Source organism: Methanofollis tationis, assembly GCF_013377755.1.
GTDB lineage: Archaea > Halobacteriota > Methanomicrobia > Methanomicrobiales > Methanofollaceae > Methanofollis > Methanofollis tationis.
The window spans coordinates 961,755-988,192 of sequence record NZ_JABXWR010000001.1 but is presented as its reverse complement, the minus strand read 5'-3'; the positions used below and the strand labels follow the sequence as shown (position 1 = coordinate 988,192).

General features: G+C 64.6%; 27 protein-coding genes. 18 read left to right on the top strand and 9 right to left on the bottom strand.

What is annotated here, in order from left to right; genetic code table 11:
* Positions 1-31: 31 nt before the first annotated feature.
* The 3 genes from HWN36_RS05075 to HWN36_RS05065 all read right to left on the bottom strand — a co-directional run bounded on the left by HWN36_RS05075 (position 32) and on the right by HWN36_RS05065 (position 3,691).
* Positions 32-1,285: a condensation protein gene (locus HWN36_RS05075; protein WP_176788367.1), complete on the bottom strand. Its 1,254-nt coding sequence runs from the start codon at positions 1,283-1,285 to the stop codon at positions 32-34.
* A gap of 238 nt (positions 1,286-1,523) precedes the next feature.
* Positions 1,524-2,726 carry a RuBisCO large subunit C-terminal-like domain-containing protein gene (locus HWN36_RS05070; protein ID WP_176788366.1) on the bottom strand — a complete coding sequence of 401 codons (1,203 nt, stop codon included), beginning with the start codon at positions 2,724-2,726 and terminating at the stop codon, positions 1,524-1,526.
* Positions 2,727-2,728: 2 nt separating this feature from the next.
* The gene (locus HWN36_RS05065) at positions 2,729-3,691 is read right to left on the bottom strand and encodes a ribose 1,5-bisphosphate isomerase (RefSeq protein WP_176788365.1); all 963 of its coding nucleotides are present in this window, start codon (positions 3,689-3,691) and stop codon (positions 2,729-2,731) included.
* Between the two features lie 54 nt (positions 3,692-3,745).
* Between HWN36_RS05065 and HWN36_RS05060 the strand changes: the two genes are divergently transcribed.
* The 16 genes from HWN36_RS05060 (at position 3,746) to HWN36_RS04985 (ending at position 19,840) form a co-directional block, all read left to right on the top strand.
* A complete protein-coding gene (locus tag HWN36_RS05060; RefSeq protein ID WP_176788364.1) occupies positions 3,746-4,573 on the top strand; it encodes an HAD family hydrolase in 828 nt (275 codons plus the stop codon).
* A 54-nt stretch (positions 4,574-4,627) separates the two neighbouring features.
* Complete coding sequence (gene atwA, locus HWN36_RS05055; RefSeq protein ID WP_176788363.1) at positions 4,628-6,238, top strand: methyl coenzyme M reductase system, component A2; 1,611 nt, start codon at positions 4,628-4,630, stop codon at positions 6,236-6,238.
* An 11-nt stretch (positions 6,239-6,249) separates the two neighbouring features.
* Positions 6,250-7,788, top strand: a complete 1,539-nt coding sequence (mmp3, locus tag HWN36_RS05050) for a methyl-coenzyme M reductase-associated protein Mmp3 (protein WP_343044928.1) — start codon at positions 6,250-6,252, stop codon at positions 7,786-7,788.
* Positions 7,781-8,221 carry a methanogenesis marker 6 protein gene (locus tag HWN36_RS05045; RefSeq protein WP_176788361.1) on the top strand — a complete coding sequence of 147 codons (441 nt, stop codon included), beginning with the start codon at positions 7,781-7,783 and terminating at the stop codon, positions 8,219-8,221. The genes mmp3 and HWN36_RS05045 overlap by 8 nt, the downstream gene beginning before the upstream one ends.
* A 3-nt stretch (positions 8,222-8,224) precedes the next feature.
* Positions 8,225-8,677 carry a methanogenesis marker 5 protein gene (locus tag HWN36_RS05040; protein WP_176788360.1) on the top strand — a complete coding sequence of 151 codons (453 nt, stop codon included), beginning with the start codon at positions 8,225-8,227 and terminating at the stop codon, positions 8,675-8,677.
* Entirely contained in the window at positions 8,674-9,912 is a 1,239-nt protein-coding gene (locus tag HWN36_RS05035; RefSeq protein WP_176788359.1) for a methanogenesis marker 15 protein, read from the top strand. The genes HWN36_RS05040 and HWN36_RS05035 overlap by 4 nt, the downstream gene beginning before the upstream one ends.
* A gap of 3 nt (positions 9,913-9,915) precedes the next feature.
* A complete protein-coding gene (locus HWN36_RS05030) occupies positions 9,916-10,503 on the top strand; it encodes a methanogenesis marker 17 protein (RefSeq protein WP_176788358.1) in 588 nt (195 codons plus the stop codon).
* Positions 10,500-11,438: a methanogenesis marker 7 protein gene (locus HWN36_RS05025; RefSeq protein ID WP_176788357.1), complete on the top strand. Its 939-nt coding sequence runs from the start codon at positions 10,500-10,502 to the stop codon at positions 11,436-11,438. The genes HWN36_RS05030 and HWN36_RS05025 overlap by 4 nt, the downstream gene beginning before the upstream one ends.
* A 3-nt stretch (positions 11,439-11,441) precedes the next feature.
* Positions 11,442-11,900 carry a carboxymuconolactone decarboxylase family protein gene (locus HWN36_RS05020; protein WP_176788356.1) on the top strand — a complete coding sequence of 153 codons (459 nt, stop codon included), beginning with the start codon at positions 11,442-11,444 and terminating at the stop codon, positions 11,898-11,900.
* An 88-nt stretch (positions 11,901-11,988) separates the two neighbouring features.
* Positions 11,989-12,651: an HAD family hydrolase gene (locus HWN36_RS05015; protein WP_176788355.1), complete on the top strand. Its 663-nt coding sequence runs from the start codon at positions 11,989-11,991 to the stop codon at positions 12,649-12,651.
* Positions 12,652-12,772: 121 nt separating this feature from the next.
* Positions 12,773-14,206 carry an alpha-amylase gene (locus tag HWN36_RS05010; RefSeq protein ID WP_176788354.1) on the top strand — a complete coding sequence of 478 codons (1,434 nt, stop codon included), beginning with the start codon at positions 12,773-12,775 and terminating at the stop codon, positions 14,204-14,206.
* Positions 14,194-15,327 (top strand): glycosyltransferase, encoded by a 1,134-nt coding sequence (locus tag HWN36_RS05005; protein WP_176788353.1) that lies wholly within the window; start codon positions 14,194-14,196, stop codon positions 15,325-15,327. The genes HWN36_RS05010 and HWN36_RS05005 overlap by 13 nt, the downstream gene beginning before the upstream one ends.
* Positions 15,327-16,562, top strand: coding sequence for a glycosyltransferase family 4 protein (locus tag HWN36_RS05000; RefSeq protein ID WP_176788352.1), 1,236 nt, complete (start codon positions 15,327-15,329; stop codon positions 16,560-16,562). Before HWN36_RS05005 ends, HWN36_RS05000 begins: the two co-directional genes overlap by 1 nt.
* Entirely contained in the window at positions 16,559-18,256 is a 1,698-nt protein-coding gene (locus HWN36_RS04995; protein ID WP_176788351.1) for an amylo-alpha-1,6-glucosidase, read from the top strand. The genes HWN36_RS05000 and HWN36_RS04995 overlap by 4 nt, the downstream gene beginning before the upstream one ends.
* Positions 18,246-19,187: a phosphotransferase gene (locus tag HWN36_RS04990; protein WP_176788350.1), complete on the top strand. Its 942-nt coding sequence runs from the start codon at positions 18,246-18,248 to the stop codon at positions 19,185-19,187. Before HWN36_RS04995 ends, HWN36_RS04990 begins: the two co-directional genes overlap by 11 nt.
* A gap of 11 nt (positions 19,188-19,198) precedes the next feature.
* Positions 19,199-19,840 (top strand): HAD-IA family hydrolase, encoded by a 642-nt coding sequence (locus HWN36_RS04985; RefSeq protein ID WP_176788349.1) that lies wholly within the window; start codon positions 19,199-19,201, stop codon positions 19,838-19,840.
* Positions 19,841-19,852: 12 nt separating this feature from the next.
* On the opposite strand, the gene HWN36_RS04980 is transcribed toward HWN36_RS04985, so the two are convergent.
* The 4 genes from HWN36_RS04980 to HWN36_RS04965 all read right to left on the bottom strand — a co-directional run bounded on the left by HWN36_RS04980 (position 19,853) and on the right by HWN36_RS04965 (position 22,683).
* The gene (locus tag HWN36_RS04980) at positions 19,853-20,419 is read right to left on the bottom strand and encodes an HdeD family acid-resistance protein (RefSeq protein WP_176788348.1); all 567 of its coding nucleotides are present in this window, start codon (positions 20,417-20,419) and stop codon (positions 19,853-19,855) included.
* Between the two features lie 22 nt (positions 20,420-20,441).
* Positions 20,442-21,161, bottom strand: coding sequence for a DUF1614 domain-containing protein (locus tag HWN36_RS04975; protein WP_246269847.1), 720 nt, complete (start codon positions 21,159-21,161; stop codon positions 20,442-20,444).
* A gap of 84 nt (positions 21,162-21,245) precedes the next feature.
* Complete coding sequence (locus tag HWN36_RS04970; RefSeq protein WP_176788347.1) at positions 21,246-21,650, bottom strand: hypothetical protein; 405 nt, start codon at positions 21,648-21,650, stop codon at positions 21,246-21,248.
* A 46-nt stretch (positions 21,651-21,696) separates the two neighbouring features.
* Positions 21,697-22,683: a YbgA family protein gene (locus HWN36_RS04965; RefSeq protein ID WP_176788346.1), complete on the bottom strand. Its 987-nt coding sequence runs from the start codon at positions 22,681-22,683 to the stop codon at positions 21,697-21,699.
* A gap of 94 nt (positions 22,684-22,777) precedes the next feature.
* On the opposite strand from HWN36_RS04965, the gene HWN36_RS04960 reads away from it, so the two are divergent.
* On the top strand, positions 22,778-23,689 hold the full coding sequence (locus HWN36_RS04960; protein ID WP_176788345.1) for a prenyltransferase: 912 nt from the start codon (positions 22,778-22,780) through the stop codon (positions 23,687-23,689).
* Positions 23,690-23,693: 4 nt separating this feature from the next.
* Here the strand turns inward: HWN36_RS04960 and HWN36_RS04955 are convergent, their stop codons facing one another.
* Positions 23,694-24,272 carry a DUF2179 domain-containing protein gene (locus HWN36_RS04955; protein ID WP_176788344.1) on the bottom strand — a complete coding sequence of 193 codons (579 nt, stop codon included), beginning with the start codon at positions 24,270-24,272 and terminating at the stop codon, positions 23,694-23,696.
* 10 nt (positions 24,273-24,282) lie between these two features.
* Complete coding sequence (locus tag HWN36_RS04950) at positions 24,283-25,485, bottom strand: amidohydrolase (RefSeq protein ID WP_176788343.1); 1,203 nt, start codon at positions 25,483-25,485, stop codon at positions 24,283-24,285.
* Between the two features lie 54 nt (positions 25,486-25,539).
* On the opposite strand from HWN36_RS04950, the gene HWN36_RS04945 reads away from it, so the two are divergent.
* Positions 25,540-26,433 carry a mechanosensitive ion channel family protein gene (locus HWN36_RS04945; RefSeq protein WP_218133193.1) on the top strand — a complete coding sequence of 298 codons (894 nt, stop codon included), beginning with the start codon at positions 25,540-25,542 and terminating at the stop codon, positions 26,431-26,433.
* The last annotated feature ends 5 nt before the right edge of the window (positions 26,434-26,438 follow it).

The following is a 26,438-nucleotide window of genomic DNA, read 5'->3' as shown; positions in this document are numbered from 1 at the left end:
GGGGAAGATTTCTCTCTAACGATTCCCCCCTTCACGGCAGGTACCCATCCACGAGTTCCAGGAACCGCTCCACCGTCTCCGGTGCATACGGCCCCTCCTCATAGGCCGAGGCGATCGTCATCGCATCCCTGAAGGTGGAGAGGGACATGAGATACCCGTACGGCCAGCAGACGCAGGGGAGGAGAACAACCTCCCGGAGGTCGAGGGGCCGCCCGTCCTTTCCCGCGAGCGGGAGGGCGACCCCGGCGTCGATCACCCCGATGTTGGAGAAGACCGGGTTTTTCATGCCGCTCTCCTGGTAGCGCCTCATCATCCCGTCGAAGAACACCTTCACCGCAGGCACGCCGCCCGCATAGATCTCTTCGTAGAACCCGATGCACCCGAGTCCAAGGCCGTTTGCCTTGCGCCGTCCTGTCACCGCCGCCACCTGGCCCACGACCTCCTCCAGCCCTGCCCCCTCGCCGGGGGAGAGCGTTACCTCGTAGGCGATGGAGAGGTTTGCCGGCGGCACCGGGCGGTCGAGGTAGCGGCGGAGATCGGCCGAGGTGAGGACGGATCTGGGCGCATGCAGATCGGCGGGGTCGTCCCTGATCCTGAGGATCGCGAGGAAGAAGGCGGCAAGCACGACGTCGTTCACCGTGGCGCCGTGCATTTTGCCGAACGCCCGTGCCCGCGCCAGCCGTTCTGGTGCGAGCGTCCTGAGAGCGACCCGCGGCGCCCCCCGCCCGGTCCGCTCGACCGGGAAACGCCATCTATCGACGAAGGGCTCTTCGGCCTCGCAGGCCCCTTCGATCTCCGCCGCGGAGAAGCGTGCGAGGACCTGGTCGGCGCTCCGGTCGTACAGCCCGGTGGGGGCCGGAGGAACCCCCCGGCAGGCGGCGAAGAGATCCCGCGCCAGGTCGAGGAGGCCGCGGGCGTCGCAGAAGCCGTGGTGGCAGGTGACGGTCACCCGGTCGCCCTCCTCCTCCCGGCAGAGGGCCACCCGCACCTGCGGGCCGGTGCGGACGTCGAGGGGGGGCGGCGGCATCGTCGCTCCGGGGGGGAGCACCTCAAAGCCCCGCTCCCACGCCTCCTCCGGGATCTCCTCCCAGACGGGTGCGCCGTCCCGCACCGCGAACCGGCACCCGAGATAGGGGTTTGCGGCGATCAGGCGAAGCGTCGCCGCCCGCAGGACGTCCTCATCGAGTGCCCCGTCGAAGGTGAAGACGAGGTGCATCGTCGGGTCGTAGATCTGCTCGAAATAGACGTTGAAGACATCGAAGACCGGGGCTGGTGCGGGGGCCATGATCATTGATTCTCTCCGCCGGGATATGGCTCTTTGCGATCCGGTGTTCGACCCGGCTGCGTTCCTGGCTGAGTTCGGTCGGATCGCACGTCCCGGCGGGGTCCTTATCATCGACGACGGCCGAGAGACGGGCAAGGGCGATGCGCCAGGCGACCGACGCCTACCTGTGGTGCCGGCGGAGGCGATGAGGCTCAGGACCGGTCAGGGAAAAAGAGAAAAAAATAGTCGGGCCTGGCCCTCAGCGGTTCCCCCACCGCTCCAGGGCCCGCGCCAGCTCGCGGTGGTCCTTTGCGTACTCCTCCGCCGAGACCCCGGCCATGAAGGCGTCGGCCGCCTGGCGCATCGCCCGGGCGCCGGCCTCGGTGCCGTCAGGGTGACCGTGGATCCCGCCGCCGGCCTGCAGCACGATGTTCGTGCCCAGGTTTTTGAGTTCGGCCGCCACCTTGCCCGGGTGCAGCCCGCCGCTCGCCACCGGGAAGGTCGGTTTGAGTCCGTGGTAAGGATCGGTGAGGGCGGCGTTGTCCCCCCGCAACTCGCCGACGTCGTGGCTCATCTTCCCGGAAACCGTCCCGGTGTGGAGCTGGTCGCCGCCGAGCATCCGCACGATCCGTGCGATCGGGCGCATCGCGATCCCGTGCTCCGGGTTCCTGGTGATCGCCCCGTGCATCGTCCGGTGGACGTGGACCGGGACGGTCACCGAGGGCGCCTCGGCAAGGGCCTGCAAGGCAGTGAACCCGCAGGTGATCACGTCGATCATCACCATGTTCGCACCCAGGTCGATGGCGTGCTCGGCCCGCTCCACGATATCGTCGGCCCGCGCCGAGATGTTCACCGCATACAGCACTTCCTGCCCTGTCTCGCTCTTCGCCTCGTCGAGTTTCGCCATCACCGCCTGGAGGCGCTCGTCCATCGGGCAGAAGGTCTGGTCGGTCAGGGTCTCGTCGTCCTTGATCAGGTCCACCCCGCCGATCGCCGCTTTATAGGCGACCTCTGCCGTGTCCTTCGGGTTTAAGCCCACCTTCGGCTTGATGATCGTCCCGACGTGCGGCCGGTCGGTCGTCCCGATCAGCCGCCTGATCCCCTCCATCCCGAACTTCGGTCCGGCGAAGGGGACGAGCGTCTCCGGGAACTCCACGTCCAGGAGGCGGACTGCATCCAGCCGGGCAAGCCCGAAGAGGTTGCCCGCCACCACCGAGAGGTACTGCGGGACGTTTCCTGCCTCGAAGATCTCGGCCGGGTAGCAAAGCCGCGTAACGTACCCGTTCCCCGAGGGCTCAAGGGAGAGCACCTCGCCGTCGAGGCGGCGGACATACTCGGTCGTGGTGGTGATCTCGGTCCAGGTCCCGGTCGTCTCCTCCTCGGCGATCGCCAGTGCCGCCGCCTCAGGGGTCGTGTCGGACCGCGGGCGGAAATAATAGGTTGCAACAACGTCTTTTGTCATGTTCACTCCTGTATTCTCTCGTCTATCTCAAATGCCTTGTGAAACTCCCCAATTCCCCAGCCGAGATGGTCCCTGATGATCATATAGGCCATCGCTGGCGGGATCGCCCCGATCTCGGTCACGATCAGGTCGACGTAGCGCGCCGGGGTCACGTCGAAGGCCGGGTTTCTCACCCGCACGTGCGGCAGGCCCGCGGCGATACGCCGGTCGAGCACCTCCCCGGTTTCCCGCTCCTCGATCGCGATCCGCTCCCCGAGGATCGTCCTGGGGGCGAACTTGTAGGTCTCGGCGGCAACCACCATCGGCGTCCTGGCCTCGTGGGCGGTGAGGGCGATCTGGGCGGTGCCGATCTTGTTCACCACCGCCCCGTTCACCGTGATTGCGTCCGCCCCGGTGATCACCAGGTCCACATCATTGATATAACTCCTCACCGCCGAGTCCACGATGAAGTTCGTCTGGATCCCGGCATCGTTTAAGGCCCGGATCGTCAGGAGCCCCTGGTTTCTCGGCCTTACCTCGGTGGCGAAGACCTCGATCGCCTTGCCCTCCCGGTGGGCCGTGAGGATGCAGGCCAGCGCCGCCTCGGAGTTGCAATGGGTGAGGATCACGTCGCCGTCGGAGATATGGCGGGCGCCGATCTCGCCGATCCACTCCACCGCGTGTTTTGACGAGAGGATGAACGAGTCCGCGGCCGCCTTTATCGCTGCCTTCGCCTCATCGACGCTCTTAGCCCCCTCGAGCGAACGCATCACGGTCTGCACGGCGTTCGGGAGGGAGACCGCCGTCGGGCGGGTGGCGACGAGGAGGTCGGCCGCCTCCTTCATGGAGCGGAGAAAGGAGGCGGTATCGGAAGTTTCCAGTCCGGCCGCATGGTCCCTGAGGGCGCCGACCGCCGACCGGGCGATCCTGCCTGCCCCCCTGATCTCCATGCTCCTGATCTTTTCTGCGGTTTCATTCAGCAACATACTTTAATGGAGTAGATGAATACCCGATCACATAAGCGTTACCTGTGTGCATCCATGACCGTTGCAGTGGTATTTGATAGTGCCGGCACCCTCCTCCGGAGCTACCGGACGGCACGGGACGTCCGAACCGGTGAGATTCTCTCAGACGTCGAGACGACCCTCCTCACCTGCCTGGACCGTGCTCGGGTGCTCATCGCTCTCAACGCCCATTCCAGGGACGTGATCGGGGCGCCGCCCGACCAGCTCCTCTCCGCATACCTCTGTGCGCAGAATATCGGTTTCGGTGTCTCGTGCCTCCGCCAGGTCACACCCCACGAAGACCTGGCGCGGATCCTCTACTCTGACAGAAACGCCATGGTCGGCGATCTCCAGGCCTGCATCAGGGACGTGTGGGGGACCCTGAAGGAGGAATCGCTTGTGGTGATGGACTCCGGGGCGATCCTCAACCTCACCATGCCGGGGATCGAGTTCACCGTCACCGCGGGGGGCCGCCCCTTCGAAGGTGCGAAGGAGGCGATCAGCGATCTCCATGCGATGGGAGTTGCCACCTTCATCGCCTCAGGCGACCGGGCGGCAAAGCTCGAACGGATCGCCGACCACCTGGGCATCCCGCGGGACCAGGTGCACGGCATCGCCACGCCCTCGATCAAGGCGCAGATCGTCGACGACCTCAAAAAATGCTATGACGCCGTGGTGATGGTCGGCGACGGCATCAACGACCTCCAGGCCTTCAGGAAGGCTGACGTTGCCATCCTCTCAGAACAGCAGTCGAAGGAAAAGCCGCTTGAACTCTGCAAAGCGGCAGATTATATCGTTGGAAGCGTCAGGGAAGTTGTCCCCATCATCAGGGACCTCTCGGGAGACGCAATTGTTCCGATATAAAGGATAATATGATCTGACCTCTACACTACCCTTTAGGTATCAACGGAGTATATTATGACCGCGCTTATCACAGTCGAGAACCTCTGCATGGATTTTGGCGGGAAACGGGCTCTCAACAATATAAATTTTGAAGTCGCAGAAGGCGAGATCGTCGGTATCATCGGGCGGAGCGGCTCTGGAAAGACCGTTCTCCTTCACCTGATCAGAGGTGTCGACCAGCCGCCGACGAGCGGACGGGTGCTCTACCATGTTGCGGCGTGCGAGGGGTGCGGATGGGTGGACGTGCCGAGCGCAGCCGGAAAAACGTGCCCGAAATGCGGCCAGACCCTGCAGCCGACCGACTTCGATCTCTGGGACCCCTCGAACGAGCCGATGAAAAGGCGGATCATGGCGCGGACGGCGATCATGTTCCAGCGGACCTTTGCCCTCTACGGGAACGACCGGGTGATCGAGAATGTCCTGCACGCCCTTGAGGACATCAACTATCCCTCGAACAAAGCGGTGAACCGGGCCGCCGATCTCCTCGACGAGGTCCGTCTCTCCCACCGCATGATGCATATCGCCCGCGACCTCTCGGGCGGCGAGAAACAGCGGGTGGTGCTCGCCCGCCAGCTCGCAAAGGAGCCGTTCGTTCTCTTTGCCGACGAACCCACCGGCACCCTCGACCCGGGCACCGCCAACCTCGTCCACTCCATGCTCAACGAGGCCGCCAGGAATAACGATATGGGCATGATGGTCACCTCGCACTTCTCGCAGGTGATCGAGGACGTCGCCGACCGGGCGATCATGCTGAAAGACGGCGAGATCGCAGCGATAGGGTCGCCCCAGGAGGTCATCGCCCACTTCATGGAGGGGATCTCAGACGCAGAGACCTACACCAGGACCGACCTCGGGGCGAACGTCCTGGTCGCCCGCGACGTGATCAAGCGCTACCTCTCGGTGGACCGCGGCATGGTGAAAGCGGTCAACGGCGTTTCCTTCGAGGTTGCGGAGAAGGAGATCTTCGGGATCATCGGGAAGAGCGGTGCGGGCAAGACCACCCTCTCGCGGATTATCTCCGGGATCATCGAACCGACGAGCGGCGAGATGAACGTCCGGATCGGCGAGGAATGGGTGGACATGACCAAGCCCGGCATCGAGTTCCGCGGTCGGGCGAAGGGCTATATCGGGCTCCTGCACCAGGAGTACGATCTCTTCCCCCACCGGACGGTCCTGGACAACCTCACCGATGCGATCGGGCTCGAGTTCCCGAAGGAGCTCGCGATCAGAAAGGCGGTCATCACCCTCCGCATGGCCGGTTTCACCGAGGAGAAGAGCCGCGAGATCCTGGACCGAAAACCGGGCGAACTTTCCGAGGGCGAGCGCCACCGCGTCGCCCTTGCCCAGGTGCTCATCAGGGAGCCCAGGATCGTCATCCTGGACGAGCCCACCGGCACCATGGACCCGATCACGAAGATCGACGTGAAGCACTCGATCATGCACGCCCGCGAGCAGATGGACGAGACCTTTATTGTCGTATCGCACGATATGGAGTTTGTGCGGGATATTTGCGACCGGGTAGCCCTGATGCGGGGCGGAAAGATCATCGCCCTCGGCACGTCTGCCGAGGTGCTGGCGCGTCTGACCGATGAGGAACGCGAGATCATGGGGAAACCCGGCGCGTGAAGGGGTGATAGATGATGCACGTCTTCCTTGACGGCAGGCAGGTGGAGGTTGCCGCGGGAGCGACGATCGGCGATCTCCTCCCTGCATGGGACAGGACAACCGTGGTGGCGGTGATCAGGCCTGCGGCAAAGCAGGCGGCGCAGACCGGGCACATCAGGCTCTCGACCTCCGCGGGCGAGGTGGTGATCGAGACCACCCCCCTTTTTGCAGCCGCTTTCGGCGACGATATCGATATTTTTAATAGCGAACTCTCTCTGCGGTGGAGCGATCGCTATGCCGCGGCGTTCGGACCGTTTCCGTCGGCGATCCTCCCGGACCGTGCACCGCACCGCTACGGGCGCGGCGACGTGGTCCTGGGCTGCGCCGGCTACGACCCCTCGCGTTCGATGCTGATCTTCTCGCGCTCTGATCACCGGGCCGATTTCGGGGCCGCAAAGGACGGCGGCGTTGTTGCGCGGGTCGTCTCCGGGCGCGGGGTCATCGACCGCTGGACCACCGGCGACGCGATCACCGGGGCCGAGCGGGTGCTCTCCTGGGCCGACCGCTCCACCTCGTTCACGACCGCCGACCCGGCGACGCCCCTTGAGGAGGGGGCCGAGATCGTCACCCGGGTCGATATCGCCGCCGAGGGCTATGGCGAGGGGGCGGTGGACACCACGACCGCCCGATCGGTCGAGCACCTCCTCCTCTCGATGGAGAAAGGGACGTTCTTCATCGGGCGGGCGGCCTCCACCTTCATCAGGGACGAATCGATGATCCCGATGGAGGTGCCGGCAGAACTCAAAAGGCCGCGGCGGGAGGGTGCGGTCACCGTGCGGGCGGCCGGCGGGTCTATGGGCGGGATCTATATCTACCGGGAGGAGATCCCGGCCCACCCTGCCCACACGCTCGCCGGACAGGTGGTTCACGGGCTTGAGATCGTCAAACTCGCCGACTCAGGCCAGCGCTTCTCGGTCTCGGTCGCCCCGCCGCGCTTCGATCTGGTGGGAATGCCGCTTGAGGCGGCAGAGGCCGTTGCCAGAGAACGCGGGATTTCCCTGGTGCTGGAAGGCGGCGGGGAGGACCTCATTGTCGTCGGCCAGAAACCGGCCACGACGCTCGAGGCCCTTGCGGCGGGCTCGGTCACCCTGGCCGTCCTTCCGGCGGCGCGGGTGATCTCCATCACCCTCGACGACGAGAACGCTCCCAGTACCTGCGACATCTTCAGGCGGGCGACCGGTCTGCGGACCCATATGGTCGGCTCGATGCCGGTGCTCTTCAAGTTCGAGGACGTCACCCTCTTCCAGCCTTCCATCAAGAAGAAGATCAATATCCTGCCCGAGAACACCCCGAAGGATCTCGTTCCCGCCGGTTCGCTTGCGATGACGAACGAGTCCAGAAAGGGCGTCGGCATGGTCGGTGTTCGGGAGACCGACAACTCGGAGTTCGGGCCCACCTCTGAGCCGTTCGAGGGGACGAACCTCATCGGCCGGGTGCTCGACCTGGACAAACTCGCCGGCCTGAAAGAAGGCGGGACCGTGTATGTGCGGGAGGTGCGAAAGAATGGCTGAATATACTCCTGCCTATGTCGGCACGGTCACAAAATATGTTTTTATCGAGTCTCCTCACCTGACCCCGAAAGACCTCGCCCTCAGGGCCTACGAGATCTCGGGCGGCGTCATGATCAAGGAGACCTGTTTCGGGATGCAGGTGACCGGGAAACCCGACGAGGTCGAGACCTTGATCGCCCGGATCCGCGAGTTCGACCCGTCTCATATCTATGTGAAGGACCGGGGCTTTCCGCCCGGCGACGAGCGCCGGTGCCGGGCCAACCTCGGCGGAGCGCGGCCCGGATACCTGGGCCACGAGTTCGAGATGGGCCGGATCCGCTATATCGCGCGGGGGCTCGAAGCGCCGGCGACGGGGGTGCCGGCCGTTCCGGAGCGGCGCGAGCCTCTCGACGCCCGAAAACTAAAAGAACTGATGGAAGCAGAGGAGCCGTAAATCATGGTGAAAGTCTTTATCTATCCGGCAACGAGCCTCATCCTCTCCGATATGGTCGCCCGGTTCGGGCACGAGCCAATCGGATCGGCCCTGGGGATCCGCGAACGCATCCAGACCCCGGGTTTTGAGAGCCCCCCCCTCCAGATCACCCCCGAAGAACCGAAGAAGGGGCTGAAATGGGCGGCGGTCGAGGTGCCCTCGGGCGTTCGCGGCCGCATGGCGATCTACGGCCCCCTCATCGAGCAGTCCGAGGCGGCGATCATCATCCGCGAGGCCGAGTTTGCCTTCGGGTGCATGGGGTGCGCCCGGACCAACGAACTGATCCAGTTCAGTCTCCGCCATAGGGGCATCCCGGTCCTCGACCTTGAATATCCGTCGTCAGACGAGGAAGGCATCGCTTTCGTCGCCGCCATCAGGGAGTTTCTTGCCGGTCTCGCGAAGGAGGGGCAGGCATGACCGAAAAAGTGCGGATCGCCCAGCTCTCCTGCGGGCCCGAATACTCTGGCGTCCAGAAGGAGATCGACGAAGCCGCCGCCATGGTCGATGCCGAGATCTTCTTCCCGGACATCATGCTCGCCGACGTCAGGAAAGGTTTCGAAGAGTTCGGGCTCGACGTGCGGAGCCCTGACTTAAAACTCGCCATCGCCCGGGCGAGGGCGCTCGTCGACGGGCGGATCGACGCCGACGCCGTCTTCATCGCCACCTGTTTCAGGTGCGCCGAGGCGGCGATCGTCAGGAACGAACTGCGCCGCTATATCCATGAGAACTCCGACCTTCCCGTCGTCTCCTACTCCTTCACCGAGCGCACGACGGCCGGGACGCTGCTCACCAGGATGGAGGCCCTGACCACGATCGCCCGTCGCCGCGCCCTTCTCGCCCGGGAGAGGCAGGAGGGGATCACGATGGGGATCGACTCGGGGTCATCGACGACGAAGGCGGTCGTGATGAAGGACAACGAGATCGTCGGCACCGGCTGGCTCCCGACGACCGAGGTGGTCAGGAGCGCAGAGGGCGTCGTCGAACTCGCCCTGCAGGAGGCCGGCCTGAAGATCGGCGATATCGAGGCGATCGGGACGACCGGATACGGCCGTTACCTGATTGGAAAGCATTTCAACGCCGACCTCATTCAGGAAGAGTTGACCGTCAACTCGAAGGGCGCCGTCTATCTTGCCGGCGCTCAGCACGGCCCGGCGACGGTGATCGACATCGGCGGCATGGACAACAAGGCGATCTCGGTCCAGGATGGGATCCCGGGCACCTTCACGATGGGCGGGATCTGCGCCGGCGCCTCAGGACGGTTCCTCGAGATGACCGCAAAGCGCCTGGGCATCGACATCACTGAACTCGGCCCCCTTGCGATGAAAGGGGTGGGCAACCATGTCCCGATGAACTCGTACTGCATCGTTTTCGGGACGCAGAGCCTGGTCAACGCCCTCGCCGCCGGGAGCACCCGCGAGGATGTCGCCGCCGCCGCCTGTCACTCGGTTGCCGAACAGGTCTTCGAGCAGCAGCTCCAGGAGGTGGACATCAAGGAGCCGGTGATCATGGTCGGCGGCACCTCTCTGATCCAGGGGCTGGTGTATGCGATGGGGCAGCTCCTCCAGACCGAGATCGTGGTCCCGCACCACTCGCAGTACATCGGTGCGGTAGGGAGCGCCCTTCTGGCGTCGGGCTTTGTCAGGGGAGAGTAGGAGATGGCTGCGCTTGAGTACTTCACGGTCGAGTGTGTCGAGGAGAAGGGCCGGGAGGTCTACGAGCAGATCGCCTCGGACGTCCTCCTCGACCTCGACCTCCTCAGGGTGGTCGAGAAACTCTATATCTTCATCGACCCCCGTGTGCCGGTCTTTGTGGCCGTCGGGACGACCCGCCGGAGCGGCGGGCTCGTGCGGATCAGGGACTTCGCCGACGTGATCGTCGAAGAGGGGCGGGCCACCCTCTCGATCGGGGACGAGACCTACCTCGCCCCGATGCTCAGCCTCCTCTGGGGGCGCTACGGCAAGGAATACGTCGACCAGCCAGACCGTTTCTCGGTCATCGTCCATCTCCCCGAGGGGGAGGACCCACGGGAGATCGAGGAGATCGTCGTCGCCGATCCCGAGGAAGGACTGTACCGCGACCTGATCTACGCCCTCCAGATCGTCGCCCCTGAGGGCTTCAAGGTGCGGCGGCAATACCATGTCGGCGGGGTGTTTTACTATGTCGCAAGCGAGAACACCCTCTCAGAGGAGATCGTCGATACACTGGTCGCCGAAAAACTCAAACTGATCGGGGTGACGCTATGATCTTTGTCCCCATCACCTACAAGGGCGGGGTCTACCGCCATGACGAGATCGTCGACCTCATCGAGGATCTCGGGGGCTATATCGTCCAGAAACACATGATCGCCCAGGATGTCGTCCTCCAGTGCCTGGTGCCGAAGGACGACGTCGAGTTGATCCGCACGATCGGTCGCCCCTTGGGCGGCGAGGTGATCGTCGCCCCGCTCGTCGGCACCGAGATCGCCGTCGTCTCGCCCTCCCTGGAGATCCATCATCTCCCGCACTCCTCCTGCGACGTGGCCGAGTACCTCCGCAGGGCCGGGGCGAAGACAAATATGGTCGGGCTTGCGCGGGGGTTCGGCAAACGGATTGCAAACCTCAATGTCGAGGAGCGGGACACGATCAACGAGCACGATCTTGTCGTCTATGTGCTCGGGAACTTCGAGGTCTGCATCGAGGAGAAGTTTCCGGCCCTCCGCCGGGGCGTCCACGTCCCGATGGTGGTCACCGGCGCCCCGTCGACCGAAGCCCTCAGGCGTGTCATCGATCCCCCGGTGGAGGGGTATGTCGGGAATATGGGGCGGTGCATGCACCGGACGAAAAAGCCCGAGGAGCTCGCCACCCTGGACGCTCTGGTCGATGAAGTCTCCCGGGTGCTCGATGAAAAACGAGCGGAAATCGCCAAAGATCCCCTTTCGGTCTCGCCGGCGCGGCTGATGAAGGTGATCGAGGATAAGGTGGAGGCGGTCCACATGGTCAATCACCCGACGCCGGTGACCGTCCAGATGGCCGGCCTGCGGGTGAAGATCCCGTACGAGGTCTATGCTCCCCAGATCCGCGCCCTTGAGATCGAAAACGGCGTTACGGTGGGCGACGTCGCCGAAGTGCTCCCTTCAAAGATGCGCAACTACATATGGCTCAGGATAAAACCCTTCTCTGAAACCAATATCATGGTGTAATCGATGACCTTTGAAGAGAAACTCGCCACCATTCTGAAGGAGGGCACCGGCACGGTCTCGGCCCGCTGGCTCAGGGAGATCGAGGAAGAGTTCGGCCGCGCACCCCTGATCCAGACGCGGATGGGGGAGCGGCCCGAGGTGCTCGTCTCCCATCTTCTCTACCGGGATGCCATTTTTGAAACGAGCCATCTCGACCCGAAATATATCGAGCTGATCAGCCTTGCGGTGGGCGCCGCCCTGAAGTGCCGCCACTGCGTGGACTACCATATGCAGGCGGCGATGGCGAAAGGGGCGACCAGGGACGAGGTTCTCGAGGTGATCCTGATCGCGGGCCTCGCCTCCAACGCCTCGGTGCTCGCCGACGCCTACCGGGTGATGGACGAGACCAGACCGGACGAGCCCTGCATCTCCTGCGATATCCAGGGGACGAACGGCGTTTCAAAGGACGATGGCGGCGCCTGATCGACAATATATATTTCCAATATCTATTATATATTATTTCGAAAACGTATATTGGCGCCCCGGCCGACCTTTCTCAGAGAGGTGGCCCATGGGTATTCCTGACAACGTCCAGGCCGTATTCTTTGACTGCTACAACACCCTGATCGAGATCGGCACCGACGAGGACGACCCGCTGACCTGGCAGATGTTGAGTTCGTGGCTGTCCTATCAGGGCGTCGGGATCGGAGCGGGGGATCTGATGCACGAGTACAGGCGGACCTGCCGCGAGCAGGCCGTGCGACGGGGGGAAGCCCACCCCGAGATCGACGTCGAGGCGGTCTTTGTCCAGATCTGCCGGGACCATCGCCTCTGGGATCTCGATGCGCGCAGGGTCGGTCGCCGGGCTGCACGGACCTTCCGGGCGGCGTCGGTACGGAAAAAAAGGGTTTTTCCCGAGAGCCTGCGTCTGCTCGAGCACCTCAGGGGTCTGCCGATGGGCATCGTCTCCAACGGCCAGCGGGTCTTCTCCGAGCACGAACTCCGCCACCTCGGTCTCAAGGGGTATTTCGACGTGCTCGTCTTCTCCTCAGACCTCGGGTTCAAGAAGCCCGACCCCAGGATTTTTGTGTATGCCCTGGAGAAACTCGGGGTCGATCCGGAAAACGCCCTTTTCATCGGGGACTCGTACCGAAACGATATCCTGGCCCCGCGGGCAATCGGGATGCACTCGATGTATATCAGGGATGCCTGGGGCCTGCCTGATCGTTCGTGAGCCGGCATCATATATGCCGGCTTTTTTCTGAGAAAATTATTTATTCCGCGTCCCGAAAGAGGGTGGTGCTACGGTGAGGTCTTTCCGGAGCAGTAAGACCGCACCGTTGCGAGGGGGTATCATGGCAGGTATCTGTCTGGGATTCGAGGTGCATCAACCATTCCGCCTGAACCCTTCGTTCAGGCCTGAGGCGGCAAAAGGGCGGCGGGACCTGAAAAATCACTACTTCGACCCGGGGAACCGGGCGATCCTGAGAAAGGTGGCCGAACGCTGTTACATCCCTGCAGCAGGGCTGCTCATCGACGCCCTCGACGAGGGGCTGCGGTGTTCGTTCTCGCTCTCGGGCGTGCTTGTCGAGCAGCTCGAAGCGTGGTGCCCTGAGGGCCTCTCCCTCTTTGTCGAGGCAGGCTCCCACCGGAATGCCGAGGTGCTCGCCCAGACCTATTACCACAGCCTTGCAGGCTTTTTTGCCGACCAGGACGAACTCGCCGCTCAGATCGGGATGCACGCCGACCTGATGGCCGATCTCTTCGGCCGGCGGCCCCGCGTGGCCGAAAACACCGAGTTCTCCCTCGACCCGGGCATCGCCGCCGCCATCAGGGACCTTGGCTTCTCGGCCGTCTACACCGAGGGGGCCGACCGTATCCTCCTGGGAAGGACGCCGAACGAGACCTACACCTGCGAGGGCATGCCGGTGCTCCTCCGCAACTGCCCGCTCTCAGACGACATCGCCTTCAGGTTCTCGTGGAAGGGATGGGACAAACAGCCCCTGACCGCCGGGAAGTACGCTGCCTGGATCGCCGGTTCGCCTGGCCGGTGCGCCCACGTCTTCGTGGACTTCGAGACCTTCGGCGAGCACCAGCCCGCGGGGAGCGGGATCTTCGAGTTTCTCTCCGCCCTGCCCGCCGCTCTCGACAGGGCCGGGGTTGCGTGCGTTCTCCCCTCGGAAGCGGCGGCGCACCCGCCGGCAGGAAAGATCGAGATCCCTGATCCGGTCTCCTGGGCCGACCTGGAGAAGGACACCTCGGCATGGCTCGGCAACCACCTCCAGAGGAGCGCCTTTTTCGCCCTTGAGCACTCGCCGGCCCGCACGATGCGCCCGGAACTCTGGCGGTACCTCGGCACGAGCGACCACTTCTATTATCTTGCCTCGAAGGGCGGGTCCTGCGGCGAGGTCCACCGGCACTTCTGCCCGAACGGCAGGTTCGAGTCCTATGAAACCTTCATGCAGGTCCTCTCCCACCTCGAACGGCGCTGCCTCCCGAGAGCGAAACACGCCCTCGTCTCGCTCCCGGCGGATCGGGCCTTCCACTTCTCCTTCCCGGACGGCACCTATGCCGGGTGGTCGGCCCACAGCCTCCGCGAGTTCGAGGAGGCGCTCGATCAGGCGCCTGCGGCCTCGGTGGACCGCCACCTTGCCCGCGGCGACTTCGCACGCTGGATCGAGGGATCGTTTGGCGAACGCCGCCTTGCCCTCGAGGTCGCCGCCTGCGAGACGGCCGATGCGGTGAAGAACGCGGTGCGGGAACGGAGGTGCAGGCTGTGCGCCCGCTGAAGATCGCCTTCTTCTGCTGGGAGTCGCTCCATGCGGTGCGGGTCGGCGGCCTCGCCCCGGCCGCCACCTGCCTTGCCGAGGCCCTCGCCCGCCGCGGCCACGAGATCCACTTTTTCACCCGCGGTCCGGGCCCTGACAGGAGAAACGGCGTGCGCTATCACTACTGCAGCTCGCAGGGAGGAAACATCGTCGATTACTGCCGTGACCTCTCGCTCCAGGCCGCCGCCCTCTTCAGGGGGGAGGATTCGCCGCCCTTCGATATCCTGCACTTTCACGACTGGCACTTTGTGGAGGCGCTCCACCTCTTCAGGGACCGAAAGACGGTGCTCTCCTTTCACTCGACCGAATACGGCCGGAACGGCAACCAGAGAGGAGGATGGTGGGAGTTCGGCGAGATCTCAGGGAAAGAGTGGTATGGCGCCTATATTGCAAAGCGGGTCACGGCGGTCTCCCGCACCCTCAGGCAGGAGGTGATGGGCCTCTACAATGTCCCTGACTATAAGATCGACGCCGTCCCGAACGGGATCGATCCTGACCGTTATTATATGCCGGTCGATGCCGGGGCGGTGAAAGAGAAGTACGGCGTCCACCCGTACGCCCCGCTCGTCTTCTTCGGCGGCCGCCTCGCCTACCAGAAAGGCCCTGACCTCCTCCTCAGGGCGGTGCCCGCCGTCCTGAAAAACCGCTGGGACGCTCACTTTCTCTTTGCCGGGGAGGGGGACATGCACGGCGTGCTCTCCCGCCGCGCCAGGGGGATGCCGGTGCGCCTTCTCGGCTATCTCGACGAGCCCGCCTATATCAGGCTCATGAACGCCGCCGATATCGTCGCCATCCCGAGCAGGAACGAACCCTTCGGGCTGGTCCTCACCGAGGCGTGGAGCGCCGGTCGCTGCGTCGTCGCCTCAGACGTCGGCGGCCTCTCCGAGAACATCGACCAGTTTGTCAACGGGGTGAAGGTGCAGCCGTCCGCGAAAGGGATCGCCGACGGGATCAACGCTGTCATCGGCGATCACGGGCTCTGCTGCGCCCTCGGCAGGCGCGGCCGGGAGAAGGTGGAGCGGGAGTTCCGCTGGGAGTCGGTCGCCGGTGCGATGGAGCGCGTCTATGAACAGGTGCTCTGATGCGGATCGCCTATTTTCTCGATGAGTTCCCGCCGTTTTTCAGGGGTGGGCTCGGCACCTATGCCCTGGAGGTTGCGCCGCGGCTCGCGGCGGCGGGTCATGCCCTGAGCGTCTATGCATGGTTGAGCGAGGGCACGGCGGCCGAAGAGGTCGGGGGTGCGATCACGGTCAGGAGACCGGCGATCCCTGACCCGCGCCCCCTCCTCCCGATCCTCCTCCCGCAGGAGGTGGCGGGCTGGCCGCCTGACTCGCAGCGGTTCTTTGCCGAATACCAGATCTTCTCGATCCTCTCCGCCGGCGACCTCCTCAACCGGGGCGTGAGTCACGACCTCGCCGTCGCCCACGACTGGCTTGCGGCCCCGGCCGGCATGCTCGCCGCGGCGAGTCTGGATATCCCGTTTGTGCTCCACGTCCACTCCACCGAGGCCGGGCGGTCGGTGGGCTGGGGGTCGCCGACGATCAGGGCGTTAGAAGCGCGGGCTGCGGAGCGTGCAGATATCGTCGTCACCGTGAGCCGGGCGATGCAGGACGAACTCGTCTCCCTGGGCGTTCCCCCGGAAAAGATCCGGGTGGTCTACAACGGGGTCGACCCGGCGAAGTACGATCCCGGCCGCGTTTTGAAGGCTGACGTCAGGGCGTTCCGGGAGCGCCTGGGTCTGGGCGACGACCCGGTGATCCTCTTTGTCGGCAGGCTTACGCGGGTGAAGGGCGCCGACACCCTGGTCAGGGCCTTCCAGTACGTCCTCCAGGACGTCCCGGAGGCGCGCCTCGTCGTGATCGGGGTCGGCGAAACAGAGGACGAGGTGCGGCACCTCGCGGAGATGAAAGGGGGGGGACGAGTTCACCTGCTCTTCTCGGTGCTCCCTGAGGAGGAGCGGATAATCGCCTATGCCGCCGCCGACCTCTGCGTCTTTCCCTCGACCTACGAGCCCTTCGGCATCGTCTGCACCGAGGCGATGGCGATGGCAAAACCGGTCGTCGTCGGGGCGCAGGGCACCTCGGGGATGCGCGAGCAGGTCGTGCCCTCGGGGCCGGGGATCTGCGGTTTTCACATCGACCCGTACGATCCCCGGGACATCGCCACCTATATCTCCCTGATCCTGCGGGACGCCGCTCTCAGGGAGACGATGGGCAGGAACGGGAGGGCCCGGGTGCTCGCAATGTTTGCCTGGGAAGGCGCCGTCGAGGCTACGCTGGCGGCGTACGAGGAGGCGTGCCAGGGGAGGGGAGGATGATCGCTTTCGGGTCCGAAGTGCAGGACCGGAGGTTCGCACGGCGAAAAGAGTTCCTGCTCGTCTGCAACGGGGCGTGGGCCTCATCCTCCCTTGCCGGGAACACCCGCAAATATCACGGTCTGCTGGTGGCCGGGGGCCGCGTCCTCCTCGCCTCGCTGGACGAGCACCTCAACGGCGAGCCCCTCACCCCGGCGGCCTACGCCGGCGGGACCGACGAGCGCGGCCTCTCCCGCCTGTACGGCGTTTGCCTGGATCCCGATCCCGTCTTTTCCTATGCGGCAGGCGGCGCCTCCCTCAGAAAACGCATCTCGTTTGACGGCGCCCTCACGGTCAGGTACGATCTCGCCGGGCCTGGCGAGGTGCGGGTCGTCCCGCTCGTCGCCGACCGGGGGATCCACGAGACGAGAACGGCGTACGACCTCACGGCGACGCCGATCCCCGGCGGGGTTCGGGTCGGGCCGCTCACCCTGCGGTCGCGGGAGATGGCCTTTGCCCCGGCGCCCTGCCTCTACCGCGACGTCCTCTACGAGGAGGACAGGGAGCGGGGGTATGCGCACCAGGAACACCTCTACGCGCCGGGTGCGTTCACCGCCGCCGGCGAGGACTGCACCCTCACCCTCACGGCCGAGGCCGACGGGGTGTCCTGCTCCGCCGCACGGCCCGGTCGGGACGGCTGGCTCGACCGGGCCGCGGACTCGTTTCTCTGCGGTGACGAGATCCTGGCCGGCTACCACTGGTTTGCCGAAGGATGGGGGCGGGACACCTTCGTCTCCATCCCCGGCCTCCTCCTCTCGCGGGGGAGATATGCAGAGGCACGCCGGGTCTTTGCCCGCTCTGCAGAAAGGCTGAAGGGCGGCCTCATCCCGAACCGGATGCCCGACGACTACGCCTCCAGCGACGCCCCGCTCTGGTTTCTCCATGCCCTTGAACGCTACCGCGCCTGCTCCCATGACGACCGGTTTGTGGCGTCGATGCGGCCGCATATCGAGGCGATCCTCCGGGAGTATCCCGAAAGCGCCGTGGCGCATCTCGACGGCGGTCTCATCGCCGTTGCGCCGCGGAGCACCTGGATGGACACGCCCCATACCCCGCGGGCCGGAAAACCGGTGGAGGTGAACGCCCTCTGGATCGCCGCCCTCAGGTTCGCCGAATCCCTCGGGATCGAGGGGCCGGTGCCGGCGCATACGGCAGAGAGTGCCTTCTCCCGGTTCTGGAACCAGGATCGCGGCTGTTTCTTCGATCTGCTCGACCCGACCGACCCCGCCGTCCGCCCGAACCAGGTAATCGCCCTCGCCCTCGGGATCGTACCACCCGAACAGGGGCGCCGCGCCCTCGGCGTGATCAGGGAGGAACTGCTCACGCCCTTCGGGCTGCGCACCCTCTCGCCGCGCGAGCGCGGCTATGCCGGCCGGTTCGCAGGCGACGCCACCTACCACAACGGCACGGTCTGGCCGTGGCTCCTCCCCTTTTACATCGACGCCCTGCGCATCCACGCACCGGGCGCCGACTCCGCCGTCCTGCTCGCTCCGCTCTCTGCCCACCTTGCCGACGCCGGGCTCGGCACCGTCTCGGAGTGCTTCGACGGCGACACGCCGCACCGTCCCCGCGGCTGCATCTCCCAGGCCTGGAGCGTCGCCGGGGTGCTGCGGGGATACCGCGGCCCGCCCTCAGGGGGTGACGCCGGTGCGGCATGAACGGCATCTCGCCACCCTGCACCAGGGCGACCCGTTCAGGGACTGGCTCGTCTCGGTGCTCGACGGCCGCCTGCCCGACCCCTCGGCCCCGGCCGAGGTCTCCCTGATCAGGCCGGCCTCGCACACCGTCTGCCGCTACCAGTTTGCCGGCGGGCCGGCGGTGGTCGCCAAGTTCTTCGCCGAACCGACCGGAGCGAACCATCGCTACGACCCGGAGAAGGCGATGAAGTCCGAGTTCCGCCTGCTCAGGCGGGCGGGAAAGGTGATCCGGGTCGCCGAACCGCTTGCGATGAGGCGGGAGTTCAACTGCGTCCTGGTGACCGCTTTCGTGCCGGGCACGCCGCTCTCCGCCTGTCTGGGAGATGAACCCGCCCTCTACAACCGCCTGACCGGGGTCGCCACCCTGCTCAGACGGCTCCACGACCTGGAGTCGTCCCGGTACCGCAAGGAGCGGGAGTTCTCGAACGTCCATGACGTCCTCGACCAGAACCGCCTCCCCGGGGCGGAGCGGGAGTTATTCAACCGCCTGCTCGGGGAATGGTGGCATTCAGGCGCCCTTGACCGCGAGCGCGGCTGCATGATCCACCGGGACGCCACGCCGGCAAACTATCTCTTCACAAACGACGGCGTCGTGGCGATCGATTTTGAATCCGCATGGACCGATGCTCACCCGGCCCACGACCCCGGGATCTTCTGTGCCGAGATGAAATTCGCCTTTCGCCGCCGCTGCGGCAATCCCGACGCCGCCGAACCATACATCGGCCACTTTCTCTGGAATTATGCCCGTTCCCCTGAGGAGTTTGCGTACATCACCGGGTGCGTCCCGTTTTACATGGGGCTCGGTTATCTCAGGATGGCGCGCCTGGCACCCCCGCGGGATGAACGAAACTGGCTTTTACAGGAGGCGATGCTCTGTCTGAGGCGCCGGTAGATTTCTCACGGGTGCAGGGGATCTTATTCGACTGCTACGACACCCTGCTCGATATCAGCATCGACGAGCGGAGTCCCGGGCCGTACCGGACGCTCAGCTCCTGGCTTGCCTATCAGGGTGTCAGGATCACGCCCGAAGACCTGCAGGCGGCATACCGGAAACGGATCAGGGACGAGATGCAACTGAGGGGAGGAGCGCACCCGGAGGTGCGGGTCGAAGAGGTCTTCGCCGGGATCTGCCAGGACCATGCGGTCTGGCCCATCGATTTCACGGCGCTTGGCGTCCTGCTCGCCCGCTCCTTCAGGGCGGCGACCGTCAGGCGGATCTGCGCATTTCCCAGTAGCCGCCGCCTGATCGCCGCCCTCAGCGCATACCCCCTCGGGGTTGTCTCCAATGGCCAGCGGGTCTTCTCAGAGATCGAATTGCGGATGTTCGGCTTTTATCCCTTCTTCCAGACGGTCGTCTTCTCCTCGGACGTCGGGTGCAAAAAACCTGACGAGGCGATCTTTCGTGTGGCGCTCGAACGGATGCATCTCGAGCCCGAGCATGTCCTCTTCATCGGCGACTCGCAGAGCAACGATATCGTCCCGTCGCGCCGTCTCGGGATGCAGGCCCTGCACATCAACGAGGCGTGGGACCTCTTTTCGGTCTGAATAAAAGGTGTGTCAGGCCCCGGTCTTCTCTCCCCGCAGGGAGATCCCGGTGATGATGGATATGATCCCGCAGGCGATCGCAAACACGCCGAGGTACAGGGCGACAAACACCAGGCCGCCGAAGATCGGGAATGCCATGAAGATGCCGCCGATGACGACGGAGAGCGCCCCTGAGATCCCGAGGAGCAGGCGGTTCCCGGTTCCCTCCACGGCAAAGATCGCAAGGGCGATGTCAGAGAGGCCGATGACGATCGAGAGGGCCGCAAGGAGGGTGACCAGGGCGGCCGCCATGAGCCAGGGCCAGACGATCGCCGCGATGCCGAGGATGGCCGAGAGGACACCGAGGAGCATGGCGAGGGTCGTGCCCGTCCTGCCGACCGGCTGCGTCGATCCGAAGACGACGAGCATGACGCCGTAGATGAGCGCCATCGCCCCGAAGAGGTACATTAAGATCTCGAGGCTGAGCCCGGTCCAGAGGAGGACGACGGTGCCGACGAGGAGGGCGGCGATGCCGCGCACGACAAAGGGCCCCCATTCGCGGCTGCTTCTCATCTCAATGATGATTTCTGTCTCTTCCATGCACTCAAAGAGCGGAAATACGTTATTTATCTCTCCCTAAATGCGCCTTATTCCCGTCTGCCTCGTTATTCCGTATCCTGTGCGCGACGACCGCCGCTAAAAAGACCGCGAAGATCCCGGTGAGAAAGATGCCGTCGAATACTCCGGCCCCGCCGATGGAGAGGACGGCTGCTTTTCCCCCGGCGATATGGGCGACCGTTCCCGGCGTGAGGAGATGGAAGATGTCCGCGCCCAGCAGGGTGCCCATCGCCCCGCCGATGTATGCCGTGCCCGCCGCGGCGATCCCGGCCCTGGTGAAGAGGATGCCGGCAAACGCTCCTGCGAGCGGGGCGATGTAGAAGGGCATCAGGATGCCCGTTTCAGGCGTCGGCACCGAGAAGTAATACGAGATCGCCGCCACCAGCAGGATGGCGAGGATGGCCGGCCCTTTTTCAACCCGGTCCCTGGCGAGGAGTTCGGCCGAGATCATGAGCGGGATCAGGCACCCCCCGGCGTTCACGGCGAGGGTGACGCCGTCGATCGTCATGAACGGGATATCGATGAAACTCCCGGCAAGCGCTCCCAGGGTCATCAGGAGGGCCGCCCACGCCTTCAATCCCGCGAGTTCGAACGCCTCTTCGCTGACGACGATATAGAGGTAGAGGAGGAGGACCGGGACCATCAGGAGCCCGAGCATGATGATCATATCTGTTGAGAAGAAGGGGACGAAGGCGATCGCCGGGAACGACGCAGGGGTCATCATGCTATGGTGTCGCGGCCACGGGATAAACATACCTCCGGGTGCCGGCGGAAAATGCGCACGCCTCCTGTTCCGATACCCCTTCTCTCAGGGCTCCCCCGGCGTGAGGGTGGTCGTCGAGGTGTGCACGTTCCTCCCCCAGCGGTCGTAGATGGCGATGCTGACCGTCACCGGGACGCCGGGCTCGGCGGCCGCTGCCGGGAGTTCGATCGGCCGTTCTGCCGAGATGTTCGTGTAGAGCCTGCCGGCGACGGCCTCCTCGGTCGTACCGCCTCTTCTCATCTCGAAGGTGACCGTATAATCAGACGGTTCGGTGCTGTTCGGATAGTACCTGACGACGAGTTCATCAGGATCGCCGCCGGTGTGGACCACCTCGCCCCTGAAGGTGACTGCCGTCGGGAGGCTGCCGTCTGGCGTGGCGGTGCAGCAGGCGGCGATGCCGGCGGCGCCGACGAGGGCGAGGCAGAGGAGTGCCAGGACCTGTGCGTTCATCCTGTTCTGTCAGGGTGCGGAGGTTGCATAAAGGTATCTCCTTTCCTCACTTCTCGGCCCAGTAGTCCCTCTCCTTGTGGGAGAGGTCCCGCGCCACTTCTACGAGGTCGGGCGGGAACGGATTGAAGAATGTCTGGTTCGCAAGGTAATCGTTGCCGAAGCGGACGATCCACGAGCGGAAGACGGCGAGGTTCGGGCAGACGGTCGAGCGGTCCTCGCGGTAGCGGTGGAGGTTTTCGAGGAAGAACGCCTTTTCTTCGTGCGAGAGGCTGTCCTTGAAATAGCCGAGGGCGTGCATCAGGACGTTGATCGTGGCGGTGTAGGGCGGCGCCCGTGCAAGCGCCCTGGAGAAGTGCGCCCCGTAGGCGTCCGCGACCTCGTTGAAGCCGTGTTTTTCATGGTTTGCAACGATCCTGCCGAGTTCCTGCAGTTCTTTCTGGCTGTAGGCCATCAGGAGAAACTTGTTTCTCTGATGAAACGCTGCGAGTTCGTGCATCTTTCCCGAGGCCCTGACCTGCCTGAACAAGGCGCCGGCGAAGATGCGGGTGAAGAAGTGCTCTTTGATCCGTCTGTTCCTGAGCCGTCCCTCGTCCTCGACCGGCAGGCCGGGAAAGCGCTCCATCACCCTGGCCGCAAATATCCCGGCCTCCTTTCTGGCGGTGTCTCCGGATTCTGCGCCGCGATAAACCTTTACGTCTTTTATCCCGCAGGACGGCGAGCGCGATTTTAAGATGAAGCCGTCGAGATCCCCGGCAGCGTCGAGGGTGCTGTCCGCGAAGGCGATCATGCGGTCGGTGACGTCGAGGCCGGTCTCGTGCTGGATCAGCCGCGTCGAACCGTTCATGTCCACGAGCCTGACCGGTTCGCGCGGCACGCCCAGGCCGATCTCCATTTCGGCGCAGACCGGAAGGAAATCTGCATACTCCTTCAGGGCGCTGACCGTGTTGCTCGTGATCCGGTCTCCGTTCCAGCGGCAGTGATCGAATTCGATGCACCTGCTCGAGAGGATCCGCGGCCGTTCAAAGGTGTTCATGGTGCTCAGGAGGAGGGGTGTGCTGAACGGTAATAGATGTTTCTCCGCGGGTCCGACCGCCAGATTTATCAGGGCCGCCTCTCTCTTCCTGAGTATGAGGGGGATCGGCCTTTCCCGGCAGACCGGGACACTCTGCGCCCTGCTCAGGCTGTGCCGCCTCCCGTTTCTCCTCGGTGGGCTGCTGCTCTTTCTCCTGGGCGCATATACTGCAGGCGATCCCTTTGCAGTGCCGGACCGTCTTCTCCTCTGCTACCTCGTCCTTGCCGCCGGGCAGGTCTCGGTCAGCCTGAGCAACGACTACTTCGACCGGCAGGCTGACCGCCCGGGGATGCGCACGCGCATATCGGGCGGGAGCGGCATCCTTCTCTCGCGGCCTGATCTCGCCGGGGCGGCCCGTTTGCTCGCCCTCGTGCTCATCGGCATCTCTCTCGCCCTCGCCCTTCTCTGTGCGATCCTCTACCCCCTGCCCCCCTATTTCCTCCCCTTCGTCCTCGCCGGGAACCTCGTCGGCTGGTACTATACCGCCCCGCCCCTCGCCCTCGCATACCGCGGTCTCGGCGAGGCGGCGACCATGCTCACCTTCGGTTTTTTCATGCCGGGCGCCGGTTATCTTGCGGCAGGCGGCCGGTTAGACCTCTCCTTCGCCCTTTTCATCCTCCCACTTCTTTTCGCCGGGCTTTTTTTCATCCTGAGCGTGGAGATGCCTGACTGCGAGGGCGATCGTGCTGCCGGAAAAGAGAATCTTGTCGTGAGATATGGCAGAAGAAATGCGTTTCTGGCGATGTTTCTCGCCGCCGCCGCTATATCTCTTCTCCTTCCGGCCGCCTGGAGCGCTCCCCCTCAGGTGCTGGCGGCCTCGTTACTGCCGGTGATCGCCGGGGCCATCCCTCTCCTTCACCCCCCGGCCGACCGGCGAGAGATCATCCGTGCCGCAGAACTGAACCTCGCCGCTCTCATCGCCTTTATCCTGGTCGCCGCCCTCGCCGCTGCAGGCGTATTCGCCTGAGCACCTATTTCCCCTTGCGGAAGTACCTGAGGAGACGGATATCGCGCCGCTGGTACATCGCCTGCGGGAACGTCCCTTCGGCCGCATGACGGACGTCTTCCACCGAGTAAAAGGCCTTCGGGGAGATCTCGTGCACCTTTCTGACCACGTCAGGGACCGTTTTCCGCCGCACGACGGTGAAGATCACCTTGCCGGGCCCGGCCATGCCCTGGGCGTCCATGACGGTCACGCCATAGCCGGAACTCCTGAGCGTCCCGATGAGCGATGTGGCGTCCCGCTGGGTGATGATCCGCACGACGGCCAGGCCCATGGCGATCTTCTCCTCGACCAGGATGCCGATGTAGTTGCCGGCCGCAAAACCAGAGGCGTAGGCGATATAATTGACATAGTTTGTGACGTTCGAGAAGATCTGGCCGATTGCAAGGAGCCAGATCAGGATCTCGAAGAAGCCGAGCGCCGGGGCGGCATATTTCATCCCCCTGTTCACCAGGATGATCCGCATCGTCCCGAGGGTCACATCGGCGATCCTCGCGAAGAAGATGAAGAGGGGGAGGAGCACGCTTGAAAAGACCCAGGCATCCATCGCTCTTTCCTCACTCAGGCGGAGAGCATGCGATGGCGGCGACGGCGAGGACGATCGCCCCGGTCTCGACGGCGGCCTCGGGCCGGGGGGCGAAACGGGAGGAGTGGAGGTATGCCCCGCCGTCGCCCTCCTCTTTTGTTCCGATCCTGAAGTAGGCGAGCGGTATGCCCTCCTCTCCGAAGACCGCAAAGTCCTCGCTCCCTGAGAGGGGCGGGATCTCGACCGTGCTCTCCGCTCCCAGGCATGCCCTGATCGCCGCGGCGCACCCTTTGGTCAGTGCGGCGTCGGTGTACAGGGGCGGGGCCGATTCGCCGATCACGCTGACCGTGGGCATCAGGGCCGGAGGGATCCCGGCGGCGACGGCGGTCCCCTCGGCGATCCGCCTGATGGCGGCGAGGCCCTGTTCCTGGACGGTCCGGGTGTGGTAGCGCATGCTCATCTTCAGCACGACCTCGTCCGGGATGGCGTTGTGTTTTCTCCCGCCGTGGATCGCCCCGGTCGAGAGGATGAAAAACTCGTTCGGATCGATCTCGCGGCTCCTGATCGCCTGCAGGGCGAGCACGGTCTGGGCGGCCAGGAGGATCGGGTCGCGGGCCCGGTCCGGGTGGGCGGCATGCCCACCGATACCCCTGACGACCAGGTCAATAGACTCCCCTCCTGCCGAGAGGATGCCGCCCCTGCTCCCGACCGTCCCGACCGGGAGGTCAGGGCCGACGTGGACGGCGACGGCGTAGTCGGGTCGCGGGAACCGGGAGAAGAGGCCGTCGGCGATCATCAGGCGCGCCCCGGCCGCGATCTCCTCTGCCGGCTGGCCGACGAAGAGCACCGTCCCGCGCCAGCGCTCTTTTGTGGCGGCGAGGAGGCGGGCGGCCCCGACGAGGGCGGTCATGTGGACGTCGTGACCGCAGGCGTGCATGACGCCCGGGCGCTGGCTTGCGTACGGGAGGCCGGTCTCCTCGGCGACCGGGAGGGCGTCCATGTCGGCCCTGAGCATCACCACCGGGCCGGCGCCGTTTTCGAGCACGCCGACGATGCCGTGGCCACCGATCCCGCCGGTCACCCTGCACCCTGCGGCAGAAAGGGCGGCAGCGAGCTTCCCTGCCGTTTCAGCCTCTTCGCCCGAGATCTCGGGGTGGGTGTGGAGGTCTCTGTACAGGGCGAGCAGCGAGGGGAGGTCTGCCCTGATCAGTTCGCGGATCCTTTCGGGTAGCACAGTACTCCGGTGGACGGGGAATGGTTTATGAGTATCTGTGGCGACACCGATCCGATGGCAGACAACGGCGTGATGATCGGCGGCGTCCCCCTGGAGAACGTTCTCATCTTCATCCTCCTCTTTTTTGTATTCATCTTTGCCGGAAACCTCTGTTACGCCCTGGTCAGGCGGGCCCTGGACCCCGTACTCCCGCGCGGAAGCGCCAGGTTTTCCGCTGCCCTGGTCCAGTATGCCGTTATTTTCACCGGGATCTATTTCAGTGCCCTCGTCATCCTCGATTTTGATCTGACCGCCTTCTCGGCAAGCCTGGGGATCCTCAGCATCGTCGTCGCCTTTTCCTCGGCCCAGATCATTCAGAACGTCCTGGCCGGGCTGCTCATTGCCGTGAACCGTCCAATCCGGCTCGAAGAGTGGATCGCCGTCGGCGGGGCGCCTGAGACCGGCATCGTCAGGGTCAAGGACATCGCCCTGACAACGACGACCCTGCGCGGCCAGAATGGGAGGCTGGTGACGATGCCGAATTCCGCCCTGCTCAACACGAAGATCGTCAATTACACGCGCTCAGGGTTCATCAGGGTGCGCCTTGCCTTCATTATGCCGCGCACCATTCCGGTGGAGCGTGTGAGCGCTCTGGTGCTCGCCGCCGCAGACCGCGAGCCCGAGATCCTCCCGAATGTCTGGGGCGAGCAGAAAAGTCTCTTCGATTCCCTGCTCCAGCTCCCCTCGATGCGCCGGTTGTATGCGGAAACGGTCGATCTCTCGCTTCTCAGCCCGAAGGTGCTGGTCTCGGGCGCCGGCCCCGACACCCTGACCCTGAGCATCGGGTTCTGGATCCAGCGGATCGATCACCGGGACGAGATCCTCTCCTCGTTTCTCCTTGCGATCCTCTCCTCCCTCGAGGAGGAGGGGATCACCGGGGTGCAGATCCGTGAAGACACATCGGCATAAGGCCG